This window comes from Ramlibacter humi (assembly GCF_004681975.1).
In the GTDB taxonomy this organism is placed as follows: Bacteria; Pseudomonadota; Gammaproteobacteria; order Burkholderiales; family Burkholderiaceae_C; genus Ramlibacter; species Ramlibacter humi.
In genome coordinates this window covers 242,595-265,443 of record NZ_SMLK01000003.1, presented here as the reverse complement: position 1 = coordinate 265,443, position 22,849 = coordinate 242,595, and the positions used below count along the sequence as shown (strand labels likewise).

Genomic DNA, 22,849 nt, shown 5'->3' with positions numbered 1-22,849 from the left:
GGGCGCCTAGGGGGAAACCCGAAATTTTACTGGCTGGGCTGGCGGCCCCTCCGGTCGCGCCGCCGCCGCGTCCGGTCGTCTAAAGTGGCGCAATGCGAGGTCTTCATCTCACCGCCGATCTCTACCAGTGCCGCTGCGAGCCGCGCTGGCTGACCGACGCGCGGGAACTGGGCGAGTGGTCGCGCCAGGCGGCCGAAGCCGTGGGCCTGCCCGTCGAGCGCGAGCTCTTCTACGCCTCGGAGGCTTCCGGCGGCGCCACCGCTGCGCTGATGCTGCCCGGCTCGCACGTCTGCCTGCACACCTGGCCCGACCAGCGCGGCGTCACCGTCGATGTCTGCCTGGCGCATGCCGAAGACGATCTCTCCGCCAAGGCGCGCGGACTGATGTACGCGCTGGTGCAACGCTTCCAGCCCGAGTGGACGGAGCAGCGCTCGCTCGACCGCGGGGACGGCGAGTAATGCAGGCACAGGCGATGGTGCTGGCCGCCGGGCGCGGCGAACGCATGCGGCCGCTGACCGACAGCTGCCCCAAGCCGCTGCTGGAAGTGCAAGGCCGGCCGCTGATCGGCTGGCACCTCGAAGCACTGGCGGATGCCGGCTACGGCGAAACGGTGATCAACACCGCCTGGCTGGGCGAACAGATCGAGTCGCGCTACGGCCACCGCCTGGGCGGCATGCGGCTGGCGTACTCGCACGAAGGCCGTGACTTCGGCGGCGCACTGGAGACGGCCGGCGGCATCGCGCGGGCATTGCCGCTGCTGGACGAGGTGTTCTGGGTGGTGGCCGGCGACGTGTACGTGCCGGGCTTCGCCTTCGACCACGAAGCGCTCCAGCGTTTCGCGTCCGGCACCGCGCTGGCGCACCTGTTCTTCGTGCCCAACCCCGAGCACAACCCGAAGGGTGATTTCGGCCTTCGTGCCGACGGCATCGCGCTGAACCGCGGCGAACCGAGCTACACGTATTCCACCATCGGCCTGTACCGCAAGGCCTTCTTCGACGAACTGCCCGCCGGCAATCCGCGCGGCGAAAAAGTCCCGCTCGCCCCCATGCTGCGCCGCGCGATGGACAATCGGCAGGTCACCGCGCAGCTTCACACCGGACCCTGGACCGACGTCGGCACGCCGCAGCGGCTGGCCCAACTGAACTCACCATGAACAGCACCCACCTGTACGCCGAGCGCCGCGCGCGCGTCGCTTCCCGGATCGGCAAGAACGGCATCGCGCTCGTGCCCACCGCGCCCGAGCGCGCGCGAAACCGCGACAGCGATTTCCTCTACCGGCACGACAGCTACTTCTACTACCTCACCGGCTTCGAGGAGCCGAACGCATTTCTCGTCATCGCGGGTGACGGCAAGAGCACGCTGTTCTGCGCACCCAAGGACCTGGAGCGCGAGATCTGGGACGGCTACCGACTGGGGCCCGAGGCCGCGCCGGCGAAGCTGGGCGTGCAGGAAGCCTTCTCCATCAACGAACTGGACACGCGCCTGCCGCGCCTGCTGGAAAACCGCGACGCGGTCTGGTACCCGTTCGCGATCCACGAAGGCCTGGAAGCGCGCGTCGGCAACTGGCTCAATCAGGTGCGCGCGCGCGTGCGCTACGGCGCGCTTTGCCCCGAGGAGCAGCGTGACCTTTGCTCCGTACTGGACGAGATGCGCCTGGTGAAGGACGCGCACGAGCTGGACGTGATGCGCCGCGCATCGCAGATCAGCGCCCGCGCGCACGTCCGCGCAATGAAGCTGTCGGCGCGCATGTTGCGCGAAGGCCGGGACGTGCGCGAGTACCACCTGGACGCCGAGCTGCTGCACGAGTTCCGCCTGGGCGGCTCGCAGTACCCTGCCTACGGCTCCATCGTCGCGGCGGGTGCCAATGCGTGCGTGCTGCACTACCGCGCCGCAGGCACGCCGGTGCGCAAGGGCGAGCTGGTGCTGATCGACGCCGGCTGCGAACTGGATGGCTACGCCAGCGACATCACCCGAACTTTCCCGGCCGACGGCAAGTTCACCGGCCCGCAGCGCGAGCTGTACAACCTGGTGCTCGCCTCCCAAGACGCCGCGGTGGCGGCGACGAAGGCCGGCGCCCGCTTCAGCGACCCGCACGACGCCACGGTGAAGGTGCTGGCGCAAGGCATGCTGGACGTCGGCCTGCTGGACCGCAACAAGGTCGGCACCGTCGACGACGTCATCGAGAAGCGCGCCTACTTCCAGTTCTACATGCACCGCACCGGCCACTGGCTGGGCATGGACGTGCACGATTGCGGCAGCTATGTCGAACCCAGCGAAGTGGGCGAGGTCAGCGAGCGGCGCGATCCGCTCTCGGGCGAGACGATCAAGAACCGGCCCAGCCGCATCCTGAAGCCCGGCATGGTGCTGACCATCGAACCCGGCATCTACGTGCGGCCCGCCGAGGGCGTGCCCGAGAAGTTCCACCACATCGGCATCCGCATCGAGGACGACGCGGTGGTCACGGACAAGGGTTGCGAGCTGATCACGCGCGGCGTGCCGGTGAAGGCCGACGAGATCGAGGCCCTGATGCGCGCTTGACGCGCGTCCTCGGGGTTCTTGCGCGCTTGACGCGTATCAGCCTTCCGCGAACCCCAGCACCTTCTCCGCCCAGCGCGGGCGCTGCACCGTGTGCAGCTGCATCTGGCTGCCCATCACGGTGGCGATCAGCCGCGGGCCGCCTTCGTGCGCGTCGCTGCCGTCGAACAGCAGCGAGAGGTCGGCCAGGAACACCGCATGCCGCAGGTGGTCCAGTGTGCGGGCGTAGCGCGCCAGCAGCTTGTGCGTCGGCACGCCGTGGCCGCCCTCGCGCACCCGCTGGTTCACGCGCTGCAGCAGCTTGCGCGGCTCGTCCAGGCCCATCGCATACAGCACCACTTCGAAACCCAGCGTTCGCGCCTGCCCGATCAAGGCCAGGCGCGAAGGATGCGAAAGCCCCGTCTCGGCGACGAACGAGACGCGCTCGCGCAGCAGCCGCTGCCACTGCGCGTCGGCCCAGTCGCGCGCAGCGGACGCGCGTGCCTCGTCGTCCTGCAGGTGCTGCAGGTGCGCGGCGGCGTAAGCCTGGGGATCGACGAACGGCAGTGCCGGGTAGCGCGGCGCGACCAAGTAGTGGTACAGCGCCGTCTTGCCCACGCCGTGCGGCCCCGCGATCAGGTGCAGGACCGGCATCGGCTGGGTCTCATGCGGACTTTCGCCCCTTGCCGCGGCCGCGCGAGCGGCCGGTGCTGACGGCTTCCTGCGCCCGCGCCGTCAGCGCGCCGGACTTGGCGAGCGCGAGCACGTGCGCCTGCAGGTCTTCCAGCTCGGGCGAGGCCGGTGGCGGGCTGGTGCCGGGCCCGTAGGCAGATCGCTCCTGCCGGGCGATGAGCGCGCGGCTGTCGCTGGTGGACAGGCCCGCGTGTTCCAGGGCCTTGCCCAGGGTGGCCCAGTACTCGATCTGGCTGGCGACCGAGCGGCGCATGGTCTGCGCCGCCTCGCGCGCCTGGTTCACCAGGTCGGCCGGCAGCTTGACCGAGACGTAGGTGGGAGTGGGTTCTGACATGGCGCGCCTCCGATGTCGGGATTGCGCCATTTTACGCCATGGTGCGCCATGAGGGCGCGTTGCGGCGCGCCCTTTCGGCTGAGCGCCGGATGGCGCCCTCGAGTCAGGCGCGATCTACAATCGCGGCCCCTGAATGAGCCGGCTGCGCCAACGAGCGGCCGGCCGTGGAGACACCCTGCCCATGCCCCCCAACGATTCGCAGAACGCGGGCGACAAGCGTGCCCAGTTGCGCCAGGCCGCCCTCGAATACCACGAGCATCCGACGCCGGGGAAAGTGGCGATCGCCGCGACCAAGCAGCTGCTGAACCAGCACGACCTGGCGCTGGCCTATTCCCCCGGCGTGGCCGCGCCGTGCGAGGAGATCGTCAAGGATCCCGCCGCCGCCTTCCGCTACACCGCGCGCGGCAACCTCGTGGCCGTCATCACCAACGGCACGGCCGTGCTGGGCCTGGGCGACATCGGCCCGCTGGCGTCCAAGCCGGTGATGGAAGGCAAGGGCGTGCTGTTCAAGAAGTTCGCCGGCATCGACGTCTTCGACATCGAGATCAACGAGAAGAACGATCTCGACAAGCTGGTCGACGTGATCGCCGCGCTGGAGCCCACCTTCGGCGGCATCAACCTCGAGGACATCAAGGCGCCGGACTGCTTCTACGTCGAGCGCAAGCTGCGCGAGCGGATGAAGATCCCGGTCTTCCACGACGACCAGCACGGCACGGCCATCGTCGTCGGCGCAGCCATCATCAACGGCCTGAAGGTCGTGGGCAAGAACCTCTCCGAGGTGAAGCTGGTGACCTCCGGCGCCGGCGCCGCGGCGCTGGCCTGCCTGAACCTGCTGGTGAAGCTGGGCCTGCCGAAAAAGAACATCTTCGCCACCGACCTGGCGGGCGTGGTGTACGAAGGCCGCACCGAGCTGATGGACGAGGACAAGGTGCAGTTCGCGCAGAAGACTTCGGCGCGAACGCTGTCCGACGTGATCGAGGGCGCGGACATCTTCCTGGGCCTGTCGGCCAGCGGCGTGCTGAAGCCGGAGATGGTGAAGAAGATGGCCGCATCGCCGCTGATCCTGGCGCTGGCCAACCCCAATCCGGAAATCATGCCGGAGGACGCCAAGGCGGTCCGACCGGACGCGATCCTGGCGACGGGCCGCACGGACTACCCGAACCAGGTGAACAACGTCCTGTGCTTCCCGTACATCTTCCGCGGCGCGCTGGATTCGGGCGCGACCACGATCACGGTGGAGATGGAGATCGCGGCGGTGCACGCCATCGCCGAGCTGGCGCAGGCCGAGCAGAGCGAAGTGGTGGCGGCCGCGTACGCGGGGCAGATGCTGCAGTTCGGCCCCGACTACCTGATCCCCAAGCCGTTCGACCCGCGGCTGATGATGAAGATCGCGCCCGCGGTGGCGCAGGCCGCCGTCGACAGCGGCGTGGCGCTGCGGCCGGTCAAGGACATGGACGCGTACCGCGAGAAGCTGCAGAGCTTCGTATACGCGTCGGGCACGACGATGAAGCCGATCTTCACCGCGGCCAAGGCTTCGACGAAGAAGCGCGTGGCCTACTGCGAAGGCGAGGAAGAGCGCGTGCTGCGCGCGGCGCAGATCGTGGTGGACGAGAACCTGGCGCGCCCGACCATCATCGGCCGCCCCGCGGTGATCGCCCAGCGCATCGAGAAGTTCGGCCTGCGGCTGCAGGAAGGACGCGACTACGACATCGTCAATACCGAGCACGACGACCGCTACCGCGACTTCTGGCAGACCTACCACCGCATGATGGACCGCAAGGGCGTCACCATGCAGATGGCCAAGATCGAGATGCGGCGGCGCCTGACGCTGATCGGCGCGATGCTGCTGCACAAGGAGCAGGTCGACGGCATGATCTGCGGCACTTGGGGCACCACCGACATCCACCTGAAGTACATCGACCAGGTGATCGGCAAGCGCGAAGGCGTGTGCACCTACGCGGCCATGAACGGGCTGATGCTGCCCAACCGCCAGCTGTTCCTGGTGGACACGCACGTCAACTACGACCCCACGGCCGCGCAGCTGGCCGAGATCACGGTGATGGCGGCCGAGGAGATGATGCGGTTCGGCCTGAAGCCCAAGGCCGCTCTGCTGTCGCACTCCAACTTCGGCTCCAGCAACCAGCCCAGCGCGGTGAAGATGCGCGAGACGCTCGGGCTGCTGCGCGACGCCGCGCCGTGGCTGGAAGTGGACGGCGAGATGCACGGCGACGTGGCGCTGGATGGCGCGCAGCGGGCGCAGATCATGCCGCACAGCACGCTGGCGGGCGACGCCAACCTGCTCGTCTGCCCGAACATCGATTCGGCCAACATCGCCTACAACCTGCTGAAGACGGCGGCCGGCGGCAACATCGCCATCGGCCCGGTCCTGCTGGGCGCGGCGAAACCGGTGCATATCCTGACGGCCAGCACCACCGTGCGCCGGATCGTCAACATGACGGCTTTGACGGTGGCCGACGCGAACGCGGGCCGAGTGGGCCACCCACGACAGCTGGCACTAACTTAGTCGGGCGTCAAGCCCGTCCGGAAAGGCCTTGGTGGCTGCCCAAAAATTGGGCAGCCGCTTGCCTTTTGTGACCGGATCGTTCACACTAGCGCCCTTGATTTTCCGGGTTAACCCGAGGGACTGACAGCCGAAAGGCTGGCGCCCACCGGCTCCGGAAAGGCGTCCCAAGGTCAACCCCAGAGGTCCCCAAGCTGTTCCATGGCGCGCGCCGCTGCTTTCAAGTTTGCGCTCACTAGCCTCTTGTTCGCAGCTGCCCTCACCGGGTTTCCGGTGGCAGCCAAGGGCCCCCTGGAAGGTTCCGCCGGAAGCGGCCAAGCCACCGTCAGCGTGGCCGAGCTGCCCCAGCAGGGCCGGGAGACCTACGAACTGATCCGCTTGGGCGGACCGTTCCCGTACGAAAAGGACGGCGCGGTGTTCGGCAATCGCGAGCGGCAGCTTCCTGCGGCGCGACGCGGTTATTGGCGCGAATACACCGTGAGGACGCCAGGCTCACGCGACCGGGGCGCCCGGCGCATCGTGTGCGGCGGCCCGCTACGGCGGCCGGACGCTTGTTACTACACCGCTGACCACTACGCCAGTTTTCGCAAGATCGTGGAGTGACCCTGAAATGAAGCGGGACCTGTTTTTGACATCCATGGAAAGAGAAGCGGAGATGGAGACCACCCTTCGCCCCGACATCGGAGAAACGCCCCTGAAAGGCGTGCGCAGCAACATCGTGCAGTCCATCCGCGCTTTCCGCGTGCAGGACCTGCAGGACAGCGCCCGCGCCCTCGGCCAGCACTTCCTGTACGCCAATCTGGCCAACGCCCAGAGCAAGCAGGACGTCCTGGACCTGCTCGCCCAGCAGTTCATCCTGCCGGCGCACTTCGGCAAGAACTTCGATGCGCTGTACGACTGCATGACCGACCCGGTCCACAAGTCCGGCCCGCAGCCGGGCTTCATCGTGGTGCTGGAGCAGATTCCCGCCACGGCCAAGTTCGACAAGGAAGCACGCGAGCAGCTGCTGGACATCTTCCGCGACACCGCCGACTACTGGGGCGACCGGAAAATCCCATTCCGGTGCTTCTATTCTTTTCTGTAGCCCGTTCCGCGCAAGCAGGCCAAGCGGAACGGGCGAACGAGGCCCAGGGCACCAGCGAACCCGCTGCTGTCGCCCCTGCCGTCACCGAGACCGGAGAAAAGATGCCCACCGACAAGCTGGTGGACGTCTCGCCCCTCGCGCTGCGAATGAGCAGCCCGTTCAATTCGGGTTACTGGCTCAACGCCGCGTGAACTGACGCGCAGCCCTGAAACGAAAGCCCCGCGACGCGGGGCTTTTCTTTTGCCGCTTCAGCGCAGCGACTGCGCGAGCGACACGTACTCGGCGACCGGCACTTCCTCGGCCCGCCGCTGCACGTCGAAAGTGCCGCCGAACGCCTTTGCTTCCAGCCACTTGCCCAGCGAATGGCGCAGCAGCTTGCGGCGCTGGCTGAAGGCCACCTGCACCAGCTCGGAAAGCAGGGCAGCATCCAGCTGCTCCGTCGCGGCGAGGGGAATCATGCGGACCACGGCGCTGTCCACCTTCGGTGGTGGATCGAAGGCCTCCGGCGGCACGTGCAGCACGTTCTCCATCTCGTAGCGCCACTGCAGCATCACCGACAAGCGGCCGTAGTCGGCGGTGGCCGGGCTGGCCACCATGCGATCCACCACTTCCTTCTGCAGCATGAAGTGCTGGTCCTCCACCGCGCCGACGTGGTCGAGCAGGTGGAACAGGATGGGCGTGGAGATGTTGTACGGCAGGTTGCCGGCCACCCGAAGGCTCGGCACCCCCATCGAAGCCGCCAGCGCGGTGAAGTCGATGCGCAGAACGTCGGACTCCACCACATCGAGCTGCGGATGCTGCCGCAGCTTCGCGGCCAGGTCGCGATCGAGCTCGACGACGGTCAGGCGTCCCAGGCGCTCGACGAGCGGCTGCGTCAGCGCCGCCAGTCCGGGACCGATCTCGACCATCGCCTGGCCGGCCTTTGGCGCGATCTCGCGCACGATGGCATCGATGACCGAATCGTCGGCCAGGAAATGCTGGCCGAAGCGCTTGCGCGGCTGGTGTTTCACGCTGGCGCGGCCTGTGCGCGGGACTTACTGCGGCGGCTCGCGGAAATCGACGTACGCACGGCCGCGCACTTCCTGCGCCCACTGAGCGTAGGCCTCGTCCAGCTTCTTCTCGCGCAGCACGTTGCGCGCGACGTCCCTCTGTTCGCGCGGGCTGAGCTCGGCGGTGCGGTGCCCCAGCAGCTGTACCAGGTGCACGCCGAAGCGCGAGACGAGCGGATCGGAGATCTGCCCGGGCTCCAGGGTGTCCAGCACGTCCTCGAACTCCGGCACGAAGGTGCCGGGATTGACCCAGCCCAGGTCACCGCCACGCTGCGCGCTCGCATCCTGCGAGAACTCACGGGCCAGCTGTTCGAACGTGGCCTGGCCGGACTGGATGCGCTTCTTGAAATCGGCCAGCCTAGCGACCGCCGCCGCCTCGGTGAGGCTGCCGCTGAGACGCAGCAGGATGTGCCGCGAATGGGTCTGCGTCACCGCGGTGGCCAGACCGCCCTGGCGCTTCTCGACGACCTTCAGCACGTGGAAGCCGGCGCCCGAGCGGACCACCTGGCTCACGCCGCCCACCGGCAGCGAGCGCACGGCGTCCAGGAACAGCCCGGGGTAGCGGTCCTCGCCGCGCATGCCCATCTGGCCGCCGTTCGCCGCGCCTGGCGCATCGGAGTTCTCGCGGGCGAGCTTGCCGAAGTCCTCGCCGGCACGAGCCTTCTCGGCCACGCGCTGCGCCTTCTCCTGCGCCGCGCGCACCTGCGCTTCGGAAGCGTTCTCGGGCACCGCCACCAGGATGTGGCCGAGATTCAGCTCGGTGGGTCCGCTCTGGGAGGCCTGCTCGCGCATGAACTGCTCGACGTCCAGGTCGGTGACCTTCACGCGCTGGTCCACTTCCCGCTCGCGCAGGCGCGACAGCAGGATCTGGTTGCGAAGGTCCTCGCGGAACGCCGCCGAATCGACACCGGTGGCCGCCAGCCGGCGGCGCAGCGTCGCCACGTCCATGTCGTTCTGGCGCGCGAAGTTCTGCTCGGCCTGGTCCACCTGCGCGTCGCTGGCCTTCAATCCGTTTTCCCGCGCCAGCTGCAGCTGCGCCTTTTCGCTGATCAGCCTCTCCAGCACCACGCGAGCCAGTTCGCCGCGCGGCGGCATCGCGGCGCCCTGCTGGGCCAGCTGCTGCTCGAACCGCAGCAGGCGCGTGCGCACCTCGTTGTTCGTGATCGGCTCGGAATTGACCACTGCGACGATGTAGTCGGCCTGGCGCGGACCAGTGGGCCGGCTGGAAGGTACCGGCGCGGTGGTCAACGGCGCCGTCGGGCGCAACTGGGCAAGAGCGGGGTCGGCCGCGGCGGCCAGGCCGGCCAGCAGAAGGGCGAGGGCACGTGGGCTCATGACGGAGGTCTTCATTCGTAGTTCGAGAAGCGGCTCGGGGCAGGCTGGGCGGGGTCGCGCAGCAACTGGTAGCGCGGCACGTTCTGGCGCAGCGTGGAAAGCGGGTTGGAGCCCAGTCGGCTGAAGCCGACGAACTCGATCTGGAACATGATGCGCTTGTTGGCGCTGGTGGTGCTGCTTTGCAGGCGCTCCAGCACGACACGGCCGATCCAGCAGCAGGCGTCGTACTCGATGCCGGCCACGGTGTCGACGATGCGCTTGTCCTGCAGGCTGTAGTTCAGCCGGCCCACGGCGTACCAGCGGCCACCACCCTGGCCGCGGCCGGGACCAAGATCCTGGCCGCGATCGCCCCACAGGTCGTTGATCGGCCACTGCCAGCCAAAGTCGATCTGCTCCGACTGGCCGCGCTGCAGGCGGTAGGCAGCGCTGATCACGCGGTAGTTGCTCGGGTTGTAGCGGCCGCCGATCGTCGTGCGCTCCGACCGGCCGGTCTTCGGGTTGTACTGCACCGTGCCGTCCACGGTCCACTTCGGGGTCCAGTTCAACGTGGCGCCGAACAGGATGTCCGAGAGGCGCTCGCTGATGGGCGTGCCGCCGGGCAGGGTGACCAGCTGGTCCTTGAAGCGAAGGCGCTGAGCGACGCTGAACTTGGCGGCCTCGGCGCCCGTGCCGGGGTCGATCAGGCGTGTGGTCGCGCCAACGGTCAGCAGGTTGTTGTCCGAGATGCGGTCGTTCCCGCCGAACGCGTTCTCGGTGTAGACAGTGGCGAAGTTGAAGTCGTTGAGGCCCGAATCGTAGTTGGGCAGCAGCGACTGGTCGCGGAACGGCGTGTAGACGTAGAAGGCGCGCGGCTCCAGCGTCTGCACGAACGCGCGGCCGAAGTAGCTGGCCTGGCGCTCGAACACCAGGCCGCTGTCCAGGCTGAAGATCGGCAACGTGCGGGTGGCCGTGGTGGCGCCGTTGGCCAGCGGCGCGTCGAAGCTGTACTGCGTGCTGTGCAGCTGCACCCGCGGCGTGACGAACCATCCCGGCGCCTTCCACGGACGCTCCAGCCGGGCCAGCGTGTAGGTCCGGTCCGCGTTCGGCTGGCCAGTCAGGATGCGGTCCGACTGGAAGCGGGTCGTGCTCACCTCGATCGAGCCATCCAGGCCCAGCGGCAGGTCCGGTCGCGCATAGCGTCCCAGCAGCTGCGGCACCTGGTCGTACGGAGGCGTGATCGGCGCGGTGGCGTCCTGCAGCACCTGCCACTTCAGGGTGCGCGCGGTTCCATACCAATAGCCATCGTTGCTGGTCCAACTCAGGATGGCGTCGTTGGCGAGCAGGCGCTGCGTGAGGGAGGCGCTGGCACGCGAGAAGTCGCGCCAGTAGTTGTCGTCGCTCACCCGGTTCAGGTTCAGGCTGAGCGAGGTCGTGCCGTATGCGGCGCTGGAGGAGACGACGCCATCGTGCTTCGCATTGAAGCCCCAGCGGGTGCGGTCGCGCAGCTTGTCCGAAGGCATCAGGTCGGCGTGCACCTCACCCTGATACCGAGGCTCGAGGTAGCGGAACTCGCCGCCGAAGTCCACGCCGCGCTTGGACATCAGCGTGGGGTAGAACGTCGCGTCGCGGTTGGGCGCGATGTTCCAGTAGTACGGCTGCCGGTACTCCACGCCGTTGATGTTGTCCACGCCGATCAGGGGCGGCAGGAAACCCGACTTGCGCTTGTCCGACAGCGGAAAACTCAGCTCCGGCAGCGGCAGGATGGGCACGTTGAAAAAGCTCAGCACCGCGTTGGTGGCGACGCCGGTCTCCTCTTCCTGGTCGATGCGGATGCCGCCGGCGCGCAGGATCCAGGCCGGCATCCAGCCGGGGTAGTCCTCGCGTTGGCACGTGGTGTAGGTGGCGTCGCGGATCACCAAACGGTCGGTGTCGATGAAGTCCACGCGGGAGGCCGTGCCGTAGGCATCGTTGCGCAGGAACCGGTAGCGCGGCTCGTTGAAGAAGCCTTCGAAGGAATCGACCTTCAGCTCCAGCAGCGGGCCCTCGAACACGTTGCCAGCGCGGTTGATGCGCACGTTGCCCCGCGCCTTGGCCAGATCGTCCGGCTGGTAGTACTCCAGCCGGTCGGCGCGAATCACCGTGTCGCCCTTGCGCAGCTCGGCGTTGCCCTCGACGGTGGTGTCCAGGTCGGGGCGGCCGCTCACGCGGTCGCCGTAGATGAACGTGGGCAGCTGGGGGCGCGCGGTCGCCGGGATGTTCTCGCGCAGCATCGGCGAGGGCTTGAGCCCCACGCCGGACGAAGCTTCCTGCGCCCAGGCCGCCGTCTCATGCAGCAGGCCGAAGGCGGCGAGCGCCAGCGGCGTCAAGGCGAAGCGGGGGCGCGGTGCGCGGTTGGGTTTCAAGGCTCGTCGGGCGTCTCGTGGGGACCGCGCAGCAACCGCGGGGCCGGCGCAGGGCGTTTGTAGAATGGATTATCCATGAGCGATTCCCATACTCCACCGGCGCCGGGCGCCGGCGCGGGCGGCGCCGTGGCATGGGCCGATCCCACGCGCGAGCAGGCCTTCGGCCGCTGGCTCGCGGCGGTCGCCCCCGCCCACGGCCTTGATCCCTCCACCGTGCGCGCCGCCTCGGCCGACGCCAGTTTCCGCCGCTACCTCCGCGTCGACGGCGCAGGGCGCAGCTTCATCGTGATGGACGCGCCGCCCGACAAGGAGGATTGCCGTCCTTTCGTGACGATCGCCCAGCTGATGGCCGATGCGGGCCTGCTGGCGCCGCGCGTGCTGGCCTGGGACGAGCCGCAGGGCTTCATGCTGCTGGACGACCTGGGCACGCAGACCATGATCGAAGTGGTCGATCCGCAGCAGCCGTCCGCCAACCTGCCGCTGTACCTGCGCGCGGTCGATGCGCTGATCGCGTGGCAGCTGGTTTCACGCCCCGGCGTACTGCCACCGTATGACGAGGCGCTGCTCGCGCGCGAGCTGTCGCTGTTCCCCGACTGGTACCTGGCCAGGCACCGCGGCGTGGCCGTCGAGGGCAAGCTGCGCGAAACGCTGGACGAAGCCTTCCACCTGATCATCCGCCGCAACCTGGCCTCGCCCGCGGTGTACGTCCACCGCGACTTCATGCCGCGCAACCTCATGATCCCGCGCGACGCGGCGGAACCACGGCTGGGCGTGCTGGACTTCCAGGATGCGGTGCACGGCCCCATCACCTACGACATCGCCAGCCTGATGCGCGACGCCTTCCTCAGTTGGGACGAGGAGTTCGTGCTCGATGTCACGGTGCGCTATTGGCAGAAGGCGCAGAAAGCCGGGCTGCCGGTGGACCAGGACTTCGGCGAGTTCTATCGCTCAGTGGAATGGATGGGCCTGCAGCGCCACCTGAAGGTCGCCGGCATCTTTGCGCGCCTCACACTGCGCGACGGCAAGCCGAAGTACCTGGCCGACGCGCCGCGGTTCATCGGCTACATCCGCGCCACAGCCGGCCGCTACCGCGAGCTGGCGCCGCTGCTGCGCATGGTGGACGAAATCGAAGGCACGCAGGCCGCCACCGGCTACGCGTTCGGCCGCGTCTAGGCCCGCATGCCGCCGCGCCTGCACTGTCCGCCGCCGCTCCAGGAAGGCGCCGTCTTCGATTTGCCGCCGGCCGCCGCGCGCCACGTCCAGGTGCTGCGGTTGCAGCCAGGCGACGAGGTCACGCTGTTCGATGGCACCGGCGGCGAATGGCAGGCGCAGGTCGCGAAGATGGGCCGGGCCGACGTGGCCGTGCGTGTCGGCGCGTATCGCGCGATCGACCGTCAGCCTGCGCGTGAGGTGCACCTGGCGCTGGGCGTGCCGGCCAACGACCGCATGGACTGGCTCGTGGAAAAGGCCGCCGAGCTGGGCGTGGCCAGCATCCAGCCGCTGGCCACGGAGCGCAGCGTGCTGCGCCTCTCGGGCGAACGCGCCCAGCGCCGCCAGGCGCACTGGCAGTCCATCGCGGCGGCGGCCTGCGAGCAGTGCGGCGGCAACCGCGTGCCGGTGGTCCATGCGTTGGCTGAATTCGCGCAGTGGCAGCCGCTGGCGGGCGCGGCACTGCGCTTTCTCTCTTTCGACGCCGACGCGCGGCCGCTTCTGCCCGCTCCGGCCGCGCCCATCGTGCTGCTCTCCGGCCCCGAGGGCGGGTTGTCGCCGGCGGAAACGCAGCGCGCGCGATCGCTCGGATTCGAGCCCGTGACCCTGGGCCCGCGCGTGCTGCGCGCGGAAACCGCGCCCATCGCGGCGCTCTCCGCGCTGGTGCTCGCCGCATCGTGAAAGCATTCGCATGAACCGGTCGCTGGGGCTGCTGGCGATCTGCCAGGGCCTGTACCTCACCAACAACGTCGTCTTCATCGCCATCAACGGGCTGGTCGGCTTGTCGCTGGCGCCGGTCGGGTGGATGGCGACGCTGCCCGTCATGGGCTACGTGGTGGGTGGTGCGCTGTCCACCGGCATGGTGGCGCGCACGCAAGCGCATTGGGGCCGGCAGCGCTCGTTCCAGGCCGGCTTGCTGGTCGCATTGCTGTCGGCGCTGCTGTGTGCGTATGCGGCCTTCACGCGCCAGTTCTGGCTGCTGTGCCTGGCGACGGTCGTCGCCGGCTACTACAACGCCAACGCGGGTCTGTACCGTTTCGCGGCGGCGGAACTGGTGGACGCGCCGCGGCGGGAGAAAGCGGTGTCGCTGGTGATGGCCGGCGGCCTGATCGGCGCGGTGGCTGGCCCGAACCTCGCCGCGCGCACGCGCGACCTTTTCGCGGTGCCGTTCGCCGGCGCCTATCTCTCGCTCGCGGTGGTGGCGCTGCTCTCGATCGCGCTCATGGCTTTCCTGCGCTTCCCGCCGCCGCCCGCCAAGGCCAGCCTGCCGCCCGGCCGGCCGTTGCGCGAGTTGATGCGCCAGCCCGTGTTCATCGTCGCCGCCGCCGCGGGCGCGCTCTGCTACGGCGTGATGAACCTGCTGATGGCCGCCACGCCCATCGCGATGCAGCAATGCGGCCTGCCGTTCAGCGACGCGGCCGTGGTGCTGCAGTGGCACGTCATCGGCATGTTCGCACCGGGCTTCTTCACCGGCTCGCTGATCAAGCGCTTCGGCGCGCTGGCCGTGATGGGCGCCGGCGTCGTGCTGAATGCGGTCTGCATCGCGATCGCCCTGTCGGGCGTGCAGCTGGAACAGTTCGTCTCCGCGCTGCTGCTGCTGGGCGTAGGCTGGAACTTCCTGTTCACCGGCAGCACCACGCTGTCGCTGTCCACCTACCGGCCGGAAGAAAAGGACATGGCGCAGGCGGCGCTCAATTTCTTCGTGATGGCCACACTGGCCTGCACCTCGCTGGCTTCCGGCGTGCTGGTGACGACGCAGGGCTGGTCGCTGCTGAACTGGGGGTCGCTGGTGCCGGTCGCCTTGGTGGCCTTCGCGTTGGCCTGGCTGGGACTGCGCCGGCGCGCGCCGGCCTAGAAGCGTTCTTCGAGCCAGGCGCGCAGGCACTCGTAGACCGGCTCCGCCTCGCGCTCGTTGAAGATCTCGTGGTAGAGATCGGGAAAGGCGCACGCCGTCACCACACCGTTCGGCGCGGCTTGCTCGAACTCACGGCTGCCCTGGGGGTTCACCAGCCGGTCCTGGCCGGCATACATCAGCAGCGTGGGCACTTTCCACTGCGACGCCTGCGCGATCACCTTCGGTCCACCTTCCGCGATGAACTGCACCAGCCGCGCGCTGATGCGGTCGTGCACCAGCACGTCAGCCTTGTAGGCGCGTTCGACATGCGGGTCGTGCGACAGATAGCGCGTGTTCAGTCCATTGCCCAGCCGCAAGTTGGGTGCCAGCTGGGGGATGAGGCGCGAGAGGAACTTCTGGAACGGCGACATGTGCGTGGCCAGCGCGGGCGAGGACAGCACCAGGGCATCCACCTGCTTCGGGTGCTCGGCCGCGTAACGCGCGGCGACCAGCCCGCCCATGCTGTGCCCGAGCAGGATCAGCGGCTTGCCGTCGGGCGTGCGGCTGCGGGTGCTTTCCACCATCTCCGACAGATCGTCCAGCAACCGGTTGGCCGTGGGCAGGGCGCCGCGCGCGCCGCCCGATTCGCCGTGGCCGAACTGGTCGTACCCACGTACCGCGAAGCCCCAGCCGTTCAGCCGGCGGGCGACATGTTCGTAGCGGCCCGCGTGCTCACCCAGCCCATGGACGATGAGCACGAAGCCGCGCAGCGCCGCCCCTTCGGGCAACGGCCAGTCCTGCACGGCAAGGTTGTCGCCGTCGCTGGCGGTGAAGGTGGACAGCGTGGAGGTGGATTCCGCGGCCATGGAGCCCCGATCATCGCCGACGGCTGGGCCAGCGCCAATCGGCACCAAGCGATGGCCGGCGCCCTTCAGGGCATGCGCGCGATGACCTCGGCCACCGAAGCGGTAAGCCGCTTGGCGTAGGGCACGTGCAGGAACTCGTTCGGGCCGTGCGCGTTGCTGCGCGGCCCCAGCACGCCGCAGACCATCATCTGCGACGTCGGGAAGCCCTGACTGAGCAGGTTCATCAGCGGGATGGTGCCCCCCTGGCCGATGTAGCCGCAGGGCGCACCGAAATGGGCCATCGACGCGGCGTTCAGCGACTGCTCGAACCACGGCGCCGTGTCCGGCGCGTTCCAGCCGCTGGCGGCGCTGCCGGCCTCGAACGTGACCACCGCCTGGTAGGGCGCGTTGTCTTCCAGCAGCGTCTTGAGTTCCTGCACCGCGGCGGCAGCATCGATCAGGGGCGGCAGGCGCAGCGACAGCTTGAAGGCGGTGTAGGGCCGCAGCACGTTGCCCGCGTCCTGCAGCGCCGGAAACCCCTCGGCGCCGGTGACCGACAGCGTCGGCGTCCAGGTGCGGTTGATCAGTGCCTGCACCGGATCGGTGGTGGTGGGCAGCGCCGTCTGCACGGCGCCGCCGCAATCGGCGTGCGCCCACGGGAAGCGCTTGTAGACCTCTTCACCCAGGATGGCGGCGGTGGCCTTGGCCTGGTCCAGCCGCACGGCCGGCACTTCGCAGTGGAAGCTGCCGGGCAACAGGCGGCCGGACTTGCTGTCTTCCAGACGGTCCAGCACCTGCCGCATGACGCGGAAGCTGGAAGGCACCAGGCCGGATGCATCGCCCGAGTGCACGCCTTCGGTGAGAATCTGGACCTTCAGCGTGCCCGAAGCCATGCCGCGCAGCGACGTGGTCAGCCACAGCTGGTCGTAGTTGCCGGCACCCGAGTCCAGGCAGATCACCAGGCCGACATCGCCCATCCGCGGGCGCAGCGCTTCCACGTAGGGCAGCAGGTCGTACGAGCCCGATTCCTCGCAGGTTTCGATCAGCCCGACGATGCGCGGGTGCGCCGCCTTCTGCGCCTTCAGCGCCTGTACGGCGGCGATGCTGGCGTACACGGCGTAGCCGTCGTCCGCGCCACCGCGGCCGTAGAGCTTGCCGTCCTCGTACTTGGGCGTCCACGGGCCCAGGCCGTTGCGCCAGCCGGTGAACTCGGGCTGCTTGTCCAGGTGGCCGTACATCAGCACGGTCTGCGTGGCGCCCGCCTTGGTGGCGGGGATGTCGAAGAACAGCACCGGCGTGCGGCCCGGCAGGCGCACGATCTCCAGCTTCAGGCCTTCGACCTTCTGCGCCTCGACCCACGCGGCGGCGTTGCGCAGCACGGTTTCCAGGTGGCCGTGCGCGGCCCAGTCCTTGTCGAAGCCCGGCGACTTGGCCGGGATGGCGATGTAGTCGGTGATCTGCCGCACGATGTCGCCGTCCCACTGGCGGGTGGAATGGTCCAGCGCCTGGGCGGCGTCAAGCACGGTGGCGGGCATCTCGCGGTGAAGGGGAGCGTTCATCTCTTTCGGTTCCTCGAAGGCAGGGCAGGACTTTACGCCCGCGGCTAAAGTGCGGCAACGCGAAGGAGATTCCACCGATGAGCAATGCGCGCATCTACACGGGCGTAGGCGGCTGGACGTACGAGCCTTGGCGCGGCGGCAACTTCTATCCGGAAGGGCTGCCGCACAGCCAGGAGCTGGCCTGGTCCAGCCGGCGCATGACGGCGGTGGAAGTCAACGGCACCTTCTACAGCACGTTCAAGGCGCCGACCTTCGCCAAGTGGCGCGACGAGACGCCCGAAGGCTACGTTTTCGCGCTCAAGGCGCACCGCTCCACCACCAACCGCCGCGAACTCGGCTCGGCGCGCGAGGCAATCGACCGCTTCCTCGGCTCCGGAGTGGAGGAGCTCGGCGCCAAGCTCGGGCCCATCCTCTGGCAGATGATGCCCACCAAGCAGTTCGATGCGGCCGACTTCGAAGCCTTCCTCGCGTTGCTGCCGCCGAAGGTGGGCTCGCTGCCGCTGCGGCATGTGCTGGAAGTGCGGCATCGCAGCTTCGAGGTGCCGGAGTACCTGGCGCTCGCGCGCCGCTACGGCTGCGCGACCGTGCACACCGACTCGCCCAAGTACGCACACATCGCCGACGACCAGGCGCCTTTCGCGTACCTGCGCCTGATGTGCAGCGAACCCGACCGGGCCACCGGCTATGCGCCGGAAGCGCTGGATGCGTGGGCCGCCGGCGCGAAAGCCTGGACCAGCGGCGACAAAGCGCGCGACGCCTTCTGCTTTTTCATCAATGGCGCGAAGGAACGCGCACCGGCCGCCGCCACCGCTTTCCTGCAGCGGATCGCGGGGACTCCCGGGCGTGCGAGAGAGTCCTAGCGCAAGAGTAGGCGGCAGCCGACACCGCCATTCGCCACCAGCGGTCAAGCCCGGCGGGCCGGCCGATGGCTCAATGGACCCCGATCAAGAATTTGGCAATCGGGAGCATCAGGCCATGGCCTTCACCATCGACACCGTGCCCGCCAACCGCGGACTCATCGACATGAACAATCCTCGCGAAGTGAGCTGGTGGACCAAACGCTTCGCCTGCAACGAGTCCCAGCTGCGGGAGGCCGTGCAACAGGTCGGCACCAGCGCCGCCCAGGTCGAGCAGCTGCTGGACGGGCAGGAGAACATCCTCACGGTGTGAACGGCGCGGCGCGCCAGCGCAGCTGGCCTTGGCCCGACTCGTCCAGGTTCCTGCGGATCAGCGCGGCCGCTTCATCCGGCGCCGAAAACACGAACGCCACGCGTTCGCCGTGCGTGGCCTGTCGCAGCTGCGCGCCGTGGGCAGCCAGTTCGCGGCGCACCAAGCCTTCCAGCGCGTAGGGCGCTTCGACTGCCAGCACGACTTCGCGCCGCAGCGGCACCTTGGCCGCGCCCAGCAGGGGCTGCGCGACCGCATCGGTGTATGCGCGCACCAGCCCACCCGCTCCCAGCTTGACGCCGCCAAAGTAGCGCACGACCGTGGCCAGCACGCCGTCGAGCTGCTGGCGCCGCAGCACTTCCAGCATCGGCCGGCCCGCGGTGCCGGACGGTTCGCCATCGTCGTTGGCGGCCGAGTCGCCGCCGGCCAGCAAGGCCCAGCACACATGTGCGGCACCCGGGTGTTCCGCGTGCAACCCCGCGACCACCTGCACCGCCGCGGCGCGGCCTGCGATCGGCTGCACGCAGCCGATGAAACGGCTCTTCTTGATGATGAGCTCGGCTTGGACCGGCTCGCGCAGCGTGAGCGTGGTCAGGCTCCAGTGCGCGTGCGCCAGCGGCGCAGCCAGCCCAAGCCTTCGCTGGTGCCGCCTTCGGCTGCGCCGCGTGCGGGCCGGTACTCGCAGCCGATCCAGCCTTCCCAGCCGCAGGTGGCCGACACTTCGTCGATGACGCCGAACAGGTAGTCGAAGTTCACCTCGCCCAGGTCGGGCTCGTGCCGCTGCGGCACGCCCGCGATCTGGAAGTGCGCCACGCGGCCCGTAGGCAGGTATTGGCGGATCTTGGTGGCCACGTCGCCTTCGACGATCTGGCAGTGGTACAGGTCCATCTGCACCTTGACGTTGCCGGCGCCCACTTCGGCCAGCACCGCGTGCGCGTCGTCCTGCCGGTTGAGGAAGTAGCCGGGGATGTCGCGCACGTTGATCGGTTCGACGAGCAGGTTCACGCCTTCGCGCTCGGCCTGCTTCGCGGCCCACCGCAGGTTGGCGATGTAGGTGGCGCGCAGCGCGGCGCGGTCGGCGTGCGCGGGCACCAGGCCGGCCATGACGTGCACCCGCGGGCAGCCCAGCGCCTGCGCGTAGCGCATCGCCTGGAGCAGGCCGGCCTGGAACTGCGCTTCACGGCCGGGCAGGCAGGCCATGCCGCGCTCGCCGTTGGCGAAGTCGCCGGGTGGCGCGTTGAACAGCACCTGCTGCAGGCCGTTGCCGCGAAGGCGCGCCGCGATTTCCTCGGGCGCGTGTTCGTAGGGGAAGAGGAACTCCACGCCCTCGAAACCGTCGCGCGCGGCGGACTCGAAGCGGTCGAGGAACGGCCGCTCCGGGTAGAGCATCGACAGGTTGGCGGCGAAGCGCGGCATGTCAGCGCACCGGCAGCTTCACGGCGGCCGCGTTCTCGCGCACGTAGTCGCGAACGACCTGCTCGAAGCTGGTGTCGGCGCCGAGGCCGAGACCACGCGCGCGGTCCCAGCGCACGTCGCCGGGCCAGGTGCTCACCAGCTTCTCGATCGCGGGGTCGGGCTTCCAGTCCAGCAATGCCGTGGCGTCGCCGCCGGCGACCTTCTCCAAGGCGGCTGCCATTTCGCCGACAGTGGTGCGCAACGACGGGAGGTTCAACCCCGTGAGCTGGCCCCAGTCTTCGGACGACGCTTCGGCCGCACGCACGATGCCTTCGATGGTGCGGGCGGGGGACGCGAGTGCGACCAGCGTGTCCGGCGTCACGGGCACTTGCGCGCGCACGCCGGCGAGCGGCTCGCGGATCATCCCCGACAGGAAGCCGGACGCGGCGCCGTTGGGACGGCCCGGCCTCACGCTCACGGTCATCAGCCGGACACTGCGCCCGCGCACGAAACTCTTGCGCGTGTAGTCGGCGACCAGCTGCTCGCCGATGAGCTTCTGGATGCCGTAGCTGCTTTGCGGCGTGGGCAGCGTGTCGTCCTGGATGGGCGTGGGCATCGGCCGGCCGGGCTGCTTGCCGAACACCGCCAGGGAACTCGCGAACACGAACACCGGCGAAGTGCCGAGGCCGCGGCTCGCTTCGAGCAACGCGTGCGTCGCCGCGAAATTGCTGCGCATGCCGAGGTCGAAATCGGCTTCGCATTCGCCGCTGACGGCGGCGGAAAGGTGGAACACCACGTCCGTTTCGGCGGCCGGCAGCCGCTTCGTGGCGATGAGCTCGTTCAGGTCACCGGTGACCACGCTCACGCGCGGGTCGGCGGCCAGGTCATCGGGCGGCGGAACGCGGTCGGTGAGCGTGAGCGAGCGGATGCGGCGCGCCAGCTTGCCCGCAGGCGCCAGTTCGTCCCGGGCCAGCAGCGTCCGCGCCAGGCGCGCGCCGAGGAAGCCACCGCCGCCAGTGATGAGGATGTTCATGCGGGGAGCATAGCCGTGGCCCTGCGCGCCCACCTCGGGGTCAACGCGGACGCCGGCTCATCCGCGCTCGAAGCGGAACACGGCGGTGCTGGCGCGCAGGTTGGGCAGCACGCGCACTTGGTGGCCTTCCTGCAGGCCGAAGGCGTCGACGATGGCCAGCCGGTTGCGCGTGGCCAGCACCTCGAAGTCCTTGAACGTGCCCACGCGGATGTTGGGCGTGTCGTACCACTGGTAGGGCAGCCGCTTGGTGACGGGCATGCGCCCGCGCAGGATCGACAGCCGGTTGGGCCAGTGCGCGAAGTTGGGGAAGGCAACGATGCCCGTGCGGCCCACGCGCGCGGTTTCGCGCAGCATGGTTTCGGCGTTGCGCAGGTTCTGCAGCGTGTCGATCTGCAGCACCACGTCGAAGCTGTCGTCGCGGAACATGGACAGGCCTTCGTCCAGGTTCAGCTGGATGACGTCCACGCCGCGCCGCGTGCAGGCCAGCACGTTGTCGCCGGCGATCTCCACGCCGTAGCCGGTGCAGTTGCGCTCGCGTTGCAGCAGGTCCAGCAAGGCGCCGTCGCCGCAGCCCAGGTCCAGCACGCGGGAGCCCGGCGGCACCAGCCGGGCGATGGTGTCCATGGTGGCACGGTCGCTCATGCCGCCAGCTCCGTGTGGATGCCGTCGAACCACGCCCGCACCAGCGACAGGTAGCGCGGGTCTTCCAGCAGGAAGGCGTCGTGGCCGTGCGGCGCGTCGATCTCGGCGTAGGTGCAGCGGCGCCGGTTGTCCAGCAGCGCCTTCACGATTTCGCGGCTGCGCGCGGGCGAGAAGCGCCAGTCGGTGGTGAAGCTCACCAGCAGGAAGCGCGCGGTGGCCGCGGCCAGCGCCTTCGCCAGGTTGCCGCTGTGCGCCAGCGCTGGGTCGAAATAGTCCAGCGCGCGCGTGATCAGCAGGTAGGTGTTGGCGTCGAAGTACTCGCTGAACTTGTCGCCCTGGTAGCGCAGGTAGCTCTCGATCTGGAATTCGATGTCTTGCGTGGTGTAGCGGATGTCCAGGCCTTCGCGCAGGTGCCGCCCGAACTTCTCGTTCATCACGTCGTCGGAAAGGTACGTGATGTGGCCCACCATGCGCGCGATGCGCAGGCCGCGCTTGGGCACCACGCCGTGCTCGTAGAAGTGGCCGCCGTGGAAGTCGGGGTCGGTGACGATGGCGCGGCGCGCGACTTCGTTGAAGGCGATGTTCTCGGCCGTGAGGTTGGGGGCGCTGGCGATCACGGCGGCATGGCCCACGCGATCTGGGTATTGCAGCGTCCACGACAGCGCCTGCATGCCGCCCAGGCTGCCGCCCATCACGGCCGCCAGCCGCTGGATGCCCAGTGCGTCCAGCAGCCGCGCCTGCGCGTTCACCCAGTCTTCCACCGTCACGACCGGGAAGTCGGCGCCGTAGACGCGGCCCGTGTCCGGGTTCACGTGCATAGGCCCCGTGGAGCCGAAGCACGAGCCAAGGTTGTTCACGCCGATGACGAAGAAGCGGTCGGTGTCCACCGGCTTGCCGGGGCCGATCATGGTGTCCCACCAGCCTTCGGACTTTTCCTGGCCCGGGTACACGCCCGCCACGTGGTGCGACGCGTTCAGCGCGTGGCACACCAGCACGGCGTTGGAGCGGTCGGCGTTGAGCGTGCCGTACGTCTCGTACGCGAGGTCGTACGCGCGCACCGATGCGCCGCTTCGCAGCGGCAGCGGCTCGGCGAAGTGCATGGACTTCGGTTCGGCGATCAGCGTCATGGCCAAAAAGAAAACCCGGCGTCGCTAAACACGATGCCGGGTTGCTGGCTTCGTCTTTAGCTGCATTTGTTGAAGCGCCCGCAAGCGGAAGCAAATCGGCGCTGTAGCGGGGAAGTATAGCAACCGG

Annotated in this window: 23 protein-coding genes; 11 read left to right on the top strand and 12 right to left on the bottom strand. The window is 68.8% G+C overall.

Annotated elements, in window-relative coordinates:
- The first annotated feature begins 92 nt into the window (after positions 1-92).
- From EZ216_RS12260 to EZ216_RS12250, 3 genes are read left to right on the top strand one after another with little or no spacing between them, the layout of a single operon-like run.
- Complete coding sequence (locus EZ216_RS12260; protein ID WP_135250050.1) at positions 93-458, top strand: S-adenosylmethionine decarboxylase family protein; 366 nt, start codon at positions 93-95, stop codon at positions 456-458.
- Positions 458-1,153 carry an N-acetylmuramate alpha-1-phosphate uridylyltransferase MurU gene (murU, locus tag EZ216_RS12255; RefSeq protein WP_239024359.1) on the top strand — a complete coding sequence of 232 codons (696 nt, stop codon included), beginning with the start codon at positions 458-460 and terminating at the stop codon, positions 1,151-1,153. Before EZ216_RS12260 ends, murU begins: the two co-directional genes overlap by 1 nt.
- A complete protein-coding gene (locus tag EZ216_RS12250; protein WP_135250049.1) occupies positions 1,150-2,538 on the top strand; it encodes an aminopeptidase P N-terminal domain-containing protein in 1,389 nt (462 codons plus the stop codon). Before murU ends, EZ216_RS12250 begins: the two co-directional genes overlap by 4 nt.
- Before the next feature lie 36 nt (positions 2,539-2,574).
- On the opposite strand, the gene EZ216_RS12245 is transcribed toward EZ216_RS12250, so the two are convergent.
- The gene (locus EZ216_RS12245) at positions 2,575-3,168 is read right to left on the bottom strand and encodes an ATPase (protein ID WP_135250048.1); all 594 of its coding nucleotides are present in this window, start codon (positions 3,166-3,168) and stop codon (positions 2,575-2,577) included.
- Positions 3,169-3,178: 10 nt separating this feature from the next.
- On the bottom strand, positions 3,179-3,541 hold the full coding sequence (locus EZ216_RS12240) for a TA system antitoxin ParD family protein (protein WP_135250047.1): 363 nt from the start codon (positions 3,539-3,541) through the stop codon (positions 3,179-3,181).
- A gap of 181 nt (positions 3,542-3,722) precedes the next feature.
- On the opposite strand from EZ216_RS12240, the gene EZ216_RS12235 reads away from it, so the two are divergent.
- The 3 genes from EZ216_RS12235 (at position 3,723) to EZ216_RS12225 (ending at position 7,146) form a co-directional block, all read left to right on the top strand.
- Positions 3,723-6,065 carry an NADP-dependent malic enzyme gene (locus EZ216_RS12235; RefSeq protein ID WP_135250046.1) on the top strand — a complete coding sequence of 781 codons (2,343 nt, stop codon included), beginning with the start codon at positions 3,723-3,725 and terminating at the stop codon, positions 6,063-6,065.
- A 198-nt stretch (positions 6,066-6,263) separates the two neighbouring features.
- Entirely contained in the window at positions 6,264-6,665 is a 402-nt protein-coding gene (locus EZ216_RS12230) for a guanyl-specific ribonuclease (RefSeq protein WP_135250045.1), read from the top strand.
- A gap of 52 nt (positions 6,666-6,717) precedes the next feature.
- Complete coding sequence (locus EZ216_RS12225; RefSeq protein ID WP_135250044.1) at positions 6,718-7,146, top strand: barstar family protein; 429 nt, start codon at positions 6,718-6,720, stop codon at positions 7,144-7,146.
- 248 nt (positions 7,147-7,394) lie between these two features.
- Here the strand turns inward: EZ216_RS12225 and rsmA are convergent, their stop codons facing one another.
- From rsmA to EZ216_RS12210, 3 genes are read right to left on the bottom strand one after another with little or no spacing between them, the layout of a single operon-like run.
- Positions 7,395-8,156, bottom strand: coding sequence for a 16S rRNA (adenine(1518)-N(6)/adenine(1519)-N(6))-dimethyltransferase RsmA (gene rsmA / locus EZ216_RS12220; RefSeq protein ID WP_135250043.1), 762 nt, complete (start codon positions 8,154-8,156; stop codon positions 7,395-7,397).
- A gap of 24 nt (positions 8,157-8,180) precedes the next feature.
- On the bottom strand, positions 8,181-9,530 hold the full coding sequence (locus EZ216_RS12215) for a peptidylprolyl isomerase (RefSeq protein WP_135250042.1): 1,350 nt from the start codon (positions 9,528-9,530) through the stop codon (positions 8,181-8,183).
- A gap of 11 nt (positions 9,531-9,541) precedes the next feature.
- On the bottom strand, positions 9,542-11,911 hold the full coding sequence (locus tag EZ216_RS12210) for an LPS-assembly protein LptD (protein WP_239024358.1): 2,370 nt from the start codon (positions 11,909-11,911) through the stop codon (positions 9,542-9,544).
- Positions 11,912-11,986: 75 nt separating this feature from the next.
- On the opposite strand from EZ216_RS12210, the gene EZ216_RS12205 reads away from it, so the two are divergent.
- The 3 genes from EZ216_RS12205 to EZ216_RS12195 are packed head-to-tail and all read left to right on the top strand — an operon-like array spanning position 11,987 to position 14,975.
- On the top strand, positions 11,987-13,084 hold the full coding sequence (locus EZ216_RS12205; RefSeq protein ID WP_135250041.1) for an aminoglycoside phosphotransferase family protein: 1,098 nt from the start codon (positions 11,987-11,989) through the stop codon (positions 13,082-13,084).
- Positions 13,085-13,090: 6 nt separating this feature from the next.
- Positions 13,091-13,801, top strand: a complete 711-nt coding sequence (locus EZ216_RS12200) for a 16S rRNA (uracil(1498)-N(3))-methyltransferase (RefSeq protein ID WP_135250040.1) — start codon at positions 13,091-13,093, stop codon at positions 13,799-13,801.
- Positions 13,802-13,811: 10 nt separating this feature from the next.
- On the top strand, positions 13,812-14,975 hold the full coding sequence (locus EZ216_RS12195) for an MFS transporter (RefSeq protein ID WP_135250039.1): 1,164 nt from the start codon (positions 13,812-13,814) through the stop codon (positions 14,973-14,975).
- Here the strand turns inward: EZ216_RS12195 and EZ216_RS12190 are convergent.
- On the bottom strand, positions 14,972-15,820 hold the full coding sequence (locus EZ216_RS12190; protein WP_135250038.1) for an alpha/beta hydrolase: 849 nt from the start codon (positions 15,818-15,820) through the stop codon (positions 14,972-14,974). The two genes, EZ216_RS12195 and EZ216_RS12190, sit on opposite strands and share 4 nt — an antisense overlap.
- Positions 15,821-15,885: 65 nt before the next feature.
- Positions 15,886-17,358 carry a M20 family metallopeptidase gene (locus EZ216_RS12185; protein WP_135250037.1) on the bottom strand — a complete coding sequence of 491 codons (1,473 nt, stop codon included), beginning with the start codon at positions 17,356-17,358 and terminating at the stop codon, positions 15,886-15,888.
- Positions 17,359-17,435: 77 nt separating this feature from the next.
- Here EZ216_RS12185 and EZ216_RS12180 point away from each other — a divergent pair, with 77 nt between their 5' ends.
- Together EZ216_RS12180 and EZ216_RS12175 are read left to right on the top strand one after the other, a co-directional pair.
- A complete protein-coding gene (locus tag EZ216_RS12180; RefSeq protein ID WP_135250036.1) occupies positions 17,436-18,218 on the top strand; it encodes a DUF72 domain-containing protein in 783 nt (260 codons plus the stop codon).
- A 115-nt stretch (positions 18,219-18,333) separates the two neighbouring features.
- On the top strand, positions 18,334-18,528 hold the full coding sequence (locus tag EZ216_RS12175) for a DUF3606 domain-containing protein (protein ID WP_135250035.1): 195 nt from the start codon (positions 18,334-18,336) through the stop codon (positions 18,526-18,528).
- Here EZ216_RS12175 and EZ216_RS12170 read toward each other — a convergent pair.
- From EZ216_RS12170 to metX, 5 genes are read right to left on the bottom strand one after another with little or no spacing between them, the layout of a single operon-like run.
- Positions 18,518-19,057, bottom strand: a complete 540-nt coding sequence (locus EZ216_RS12170) for an IMPACT family protein (protein ID WP_500690379.1) — start codon at positions 19,055-19,057, stop codon at positions 18,518-18,520. The two genes, EZ216_RS12175 and EZ216_RS12170, sit on opposite strands and share 11 nt — an antisense overlap.
- Before the next feature lie 59 nt (positions 19,058-19,116).
- On the bottom strand, positions 19,117-19,941 hold the full coding sequence (gene otnI / locus EZ216_RS12165) for a 2-oxo-tetronate isomerase (protein WP_135250034.1): 825 nt from the start codon (positions 19,939-19,941) through the stop codon (positions 19,117-19,119).
- 1 nt (position 19,942) lies between these two features.
- Entirely contained in the window at positions 19,943-20,953 is a 1,011-nt protein-coding gene (gene denD, locus EZ216_RS12160) for a D-erythronate dehydrogenase (protein WP_135250033.1), read from the bottom strand.
- A gap of 57 nt (positions 20,954-21,010) precedes the next feature.
- Positions 21,011-21,595: a methionine biosynthesis protein MetW gene (metW, locus tag EZ216_RS12155; RefSeq protein ID WP_135250032.1), complete on the bottom strand. Its 585-nt coding sequence runs from the start codon at positions 21,593-21,595 to the stop codon at positions 21,011-21,013.
- Positions 21,592-22,722 (bottom strand): homoserine O-succinyltransferase MetX, encoded by a 1,131-nt coding sequence (gene metX / locus EZ216_RS12150; RefSeq protein ID WP_135250031.1) that lies wholly within the window; start codon positions 22,720-22,722, stop codon positions 21,592-21,594. Before metX ends, metW begins: the two co-directional genes overlap by 4 nt.
- Between the last annotated feature and the right edge of the window lie 127 nt (positions 22,723-22,849).

Coding starts and splice junctions, on each gene's coding strand:
- EZ216_RS12260 (WP_135250050.1), top strand. CDS start 93: ATGCGAGGTCTTCATCTCACCGCCGATCTCTACCAGTGCCGCTGCGAG.
- murU (WP_239024359.1), top strand. CDS start 458: ATGCAGGCACAGGCGATGGTGCTGGCCGCCGGGCGCGGCGAACGCATG.
- EZ216_RS12250 (WP_135250049.1), top strand. CDS start 1,150: ATGAACAGCACCCACCTGTACGCCGAGCGCCGCGCGCGCGTCGCTTCC.
- EZ216_RS12245 (WP_135250048.1), bottom strand. CDS start 3,168: ATGCCGGTCCTGCACCTGATCGCGGGGCCGCACGGCGTGGGCAAGACG.
- EZ216_RS12240 (WP_135250047.1), bottom strand. CDS start 3,541: ATGTCAGAACCCACTCCCACCTACGTCTCGGTCAAGCTGCCGGCCGAC.
- EZ216_RS12235 (WP_135250046.1), top strand. CDS start 3,723: ATGCCCCCCAACGATTCGCAGAACGCGGGCGACAAGCGTGCCCAGTTG.
- EZ216_RS12230 (WP_135250045.1), top strand. CDS start 6,264: ATGGCGCGCGCCGCTGCTTTCAAGTTTGCGCTCACTAGCCTCTTGTTC.
- EZ216_RS12225 (WP_135250044.1), top strand. CDS start 6,718: ATGGAGACCACCCTTCGCCCCGACATCGGAGAAACGCCCCTGAAAGGC.
- EZ216_RS12215 (WP_135250042.1), bottom strand. CDS start 9,530: ATGAGCCCACGTGCCCTCGCCCTTCTGCTGGCCGGCCTGGCCGCCGCG.
- EZ216_RS12205 (WP_135250041.1), top strand. CDS start 11,987: ATGAGCGATTCCCATACTCCACCGGCGCCGGGCGCCGGCGCGGGCGGC.
- EZ216_RS12200 (WP_135250040.1), top strand. CDS start 13,091: ATGCCGCCGCGCCTGCACTGTCCGCCGCCGCTCCAGGAAGGCGCCGTC.
- EZ216_RS12195 (WP_135250039.1), top strand. CDS start 13,812: ATGAACCGGTCGCTGGGGCTGCTGGCGATCTGCCAGGGCCTGTACCTC.
- EZ216_RS12190 (WP_135250038.1), bottom strand. CDS start 15,820: ATGGCCGCGGAATCCACCTCCACGCTGTCCACCTTCACCGCCAGCGAC.
- EZ216_RS12185 (WP_135250037.1), bottom strand. CDS start 17,358: ATGAACGCTCCCCTTCACCGCGAGATGCCCGCCACCGTGCTTGACGCC.
- EZ216_RS12180 (WP_135250036.1), top strand. CDS start 17,436: ATGAGCAATGCGCGCATCTACACGGGCGTAGGCGGCTGGACGTACGAG.
- EZ216_RS12175 (WP_135250035.1), top strand. CDS start 18,334: ATGGCCTTCACCATCGACACCGTGCCCGCCAACCGCGGACTCATCGAC.
- otnI (WP_135250034.1), bottom strand. CDS start 19,941: ATGCCGCGCTTCGCCGCCAACCTGTCGATGCTCTACCCGGAGCGGCCG.
- denD (WP_135250033.1), bottom strand. CDS start 20,953: ATGAACATCCTCATCACTGGCGGCGGTGGCTTCCTCGGCGCGCGCCTG.
- metW (WP_135250032.1), bottom strand. CDS start 21,595: ATGAGCGACCGTGCCACCATGGACACCATCGCCCGGCTGGTGCCGCCG.
- metX (WP_135250031.1), bottom strand. CDS start 22,722: ATGACGCTGATCGCCGAACCGAAGTCCATGCACTTCGCCGAGCCGCTG.